This is a genomic window from Verrucomicrobiota bacterium (assembly GCA_037139415.1).
Lineage (GTDB): Bacteria > Verrucomicrobiota > Verrucomicrobiia > Limisphaerales > Fontisphaeraceae > JBAXGN01.
Genome location: JBAXGN010000356.1, coordinates 1 through 2,398, shown reverse-complemented (window position 1 = coordinate 2,398; position 2,398 = coordinate 1). Strand labels below are relative to the sequence as shown.

Genomic DNA, 2,398 nt, shown 5'->3' with positions numbered 1-2,398 from the left:
TCGTCCCCTGCAAGCCGATTTCACCCCCTAAAAGAGATTCCTTACCCCCTCCATGCAGGTTTGACCTTGCACCACGATAGCCCGCGCCGTGTTTTACTTGGCGCTCTGGGGCGTCCTGATTGCTCTGGGGTAACAATGTGGCGGGCACGGGGTGCGACGCGTCAAACAGGCGTATGCGCATACAATCATCGAATTGTGTATCTGCCACGCATGGCACGGGATTGCAGGCGCGTAACGTTGCAGCCAGGATCATGGCGAGGGTGAGTCTCAGTGTCTTCATGGTTTGGTTTGGTTTTGGTTTGGTTTTGGCCAACGGAGTTTTGCCGCTGTTCGGTAAATGAGTCGAGTGACGCACGCATGGCACACCCAGCGCCCGGACTTGGGAGCGCGGCGAATAGGGCGGTGACATTGCGTGCAGGTGTTCATTGGTCGCGAAATTTCGTGATATTTTTCTGGAATACTAACGGCACCTCGCCGGTTTGGCCGTTCCTTTGCTTGGCCAGGATAAGCTGCGTCTTGACAACGTCGGGGTTGTCGCTGGGCTCGTTGTGAATAAGACAAACGAGGTCGGCATCCTGTTCGAGACCGCCTGAGTCTCGAAGATCGGACAACCTGGGCTTGCGTCCATCCTTCTCCACGTCACGGCTGAATTGACTGAGGGCAATGATCGGCAGGTGCAATTCCTTCGCAAGTGATTTCAGACCGCCGGTGATTTCGGAAAGTTCCAAGGCTCTGGTGTCGGTGCGCTTCCCCTCGCTTCGCATAAGTTGGATATAATCCACCACCAGCAAAGCAAGTTGGCCGTTCGTTTCAAACTGCATCCGGCGTGCCAGAGCGGACAACCGGCGAATGGATAGCTGGCCAAGGTCGCATATTTTCAGCGGTGCCGTGTGTAGCTCCGCCGTGGTACGGGTCAACGCCTGCATCTGGCCTTGGTTCATCTGGTCAGACTCTGCAATCTGCCTGGGGACGCCTGCCCTTGTCAGTAGCATCCGATAGACCAGTTCCCGGCGGGTCATTTCCATTGAAAACACGCCAACGGGTTTTTTCAGGACAAGCGCGACGTGTTCCACCACGTTCATGGCAAGCGACGTTTTACCCTGGGCAGGTCGGCCACCGATGATAACCAACTGGCCAGGCTGTAATCCGCCGGTCATGGCATCAAAACGGCGGAAACCGGTTTCGAGCCCGCGCACTTTCCCCCCGCCATCGGTAAAGCAGGTTTCCAGAAAATTCACCGACTCCATGAGCGACTCTTTTATTCCAAAATCAGATCCCGTGGTATCGGTGCCAATGGCCATGATTTCCGATTGCAGACCAGCTAAGAGTTCATCCGGCGGCGTCCCGTTCCCGGACTTGGTGGCGTAGCCGGTGCATATCGCCATGACTTCCCGCTTGACGCTGGCATCCCGTAACGCGTCCGCATGGTAAAGAACATTGGTTGCAGACGGGGCGAAGTCTGGAAGGGTTGCGAGATAAACCACGGCGTCCTTGTCGCCGGTGCCAAGGAGTTTCGCCACGGTGATGGCGTCAACGGGTTTGCGCGCCTCGGTCAACGTCTGGATGGCATCAAATATCCGCTTGTGACGGTCGTCATAAAAGAGGGTTGGCGGGTTGGGGTGTTTTGCCAAGAGTTCCGGCAGTGCTTTCCGGGCGTCCAGCATGAGACAGCCAAGGAGCCCTTTCTCTGAATCATGATCGACGGGGATGTTCACGGCGTCACCTCCTTGGTGAGTTCATCCAAAACCATACTTTTCAAAGATAACCTTTGGGGGTTGGGGGTATTCTTTTCTTCTGTTCTTCTACTGAGGGCAAGTAATGAGGCAGTTCGCTTGCCCTGCGTAGGGCGGTTATCGCCTTGCGTGGGGCGATTGTTGCCCAGCGTCCGGCATCCGTCCGGGGTGGATAGTGCGTCTTGGGTTGGGAGTAGTTTAAACGTCAACGCGGTCCTGAGTGCGGGGCAGGTTGTTTGAATCAAAGACATGTTTCGAAGATCGTTTAAACGGTCTTTCACGGTGCGCTCGCCGCAACCGGCGAGGGTTGCAATGTGACCTATTGAGACCTGGAATGATTCAGACTCCTTGTTTGACGCGTGCTCAGTGAGTGCGAGATAGACCGCCAGGGATGAGGTGACTTTTGAACGGTCAAGGTGTTCCCGTATCAGCCGCAATACTCGTTTATCCTGCCAGCAAAACGGCGCTGTTTGGGGTTGGTCAAGACTCATGGTCCGGCGCTCCCTTCCGTTTGTTTCCGAAATACCGAATTGCAGGTTGACCGGGCCGCCAACCCATGCGCAGCAATCGGGCGATTTTTTGGCGCTCAGTCCCGGTGAGCTTTGACCAGCCGTTTTTGCTTTTCACGCGGAAACTCCTTCCACGGCCACGGGTGCCTGAATATT

General features: G+C 55.7%; 3 protein-coding genes. All 3 read right to left on the bottom strand.

Going from position 1 to position 2,398, the window contains the following annotated elements; translation table 11 throughout:
* Positions 1–280, bottom strand: a 280-nt coding sequence (locus tag WCO56_29595) for a hypothetical protein (protein ID MEI7733756.1), incomplete at its 3' end; no start/stop codon positions are given.
* 142 nt (positions 281–422) lie between these two features.
* Positions 423–1,715 carry a replicative DNA helicase gene (locus tag WCO56_29590; protein ID MEI7733755.1) on the bottom strand — a complete coding sequence of 431 codons (1,293 nt, stop codon included), beginning with the start codon at positions 1,713–1,715 and terminating at the stop codon, positions 423–425.
* Positions 1,712–2,224, bottom strand: coding sequence for a hypothetical protein (locus tag WCO56_29585; GenBank protein ID MEI7733754.1), 513 nt, complete (start codon positions 2,222–2,224; stop codon positions 1,712–1,714). The genes WCO56_29590 and WCO56_29585 overlap by 4 nt, the downstream gene beginning before the upstream one ends.
* Positions 2,225–2,398: the final 174 nt, after the last annotated feature.

Bases quoted from the DNA above. Each gene is read 5' to 3' on its own strand.
- WCO56_29585 (MEI7733754.1), bottom strand. From the start codon at position 2,224: ATGAGTCTTGACCAACCCCAAACAGCGCCGTTTTGCTGGCAGGATAAA.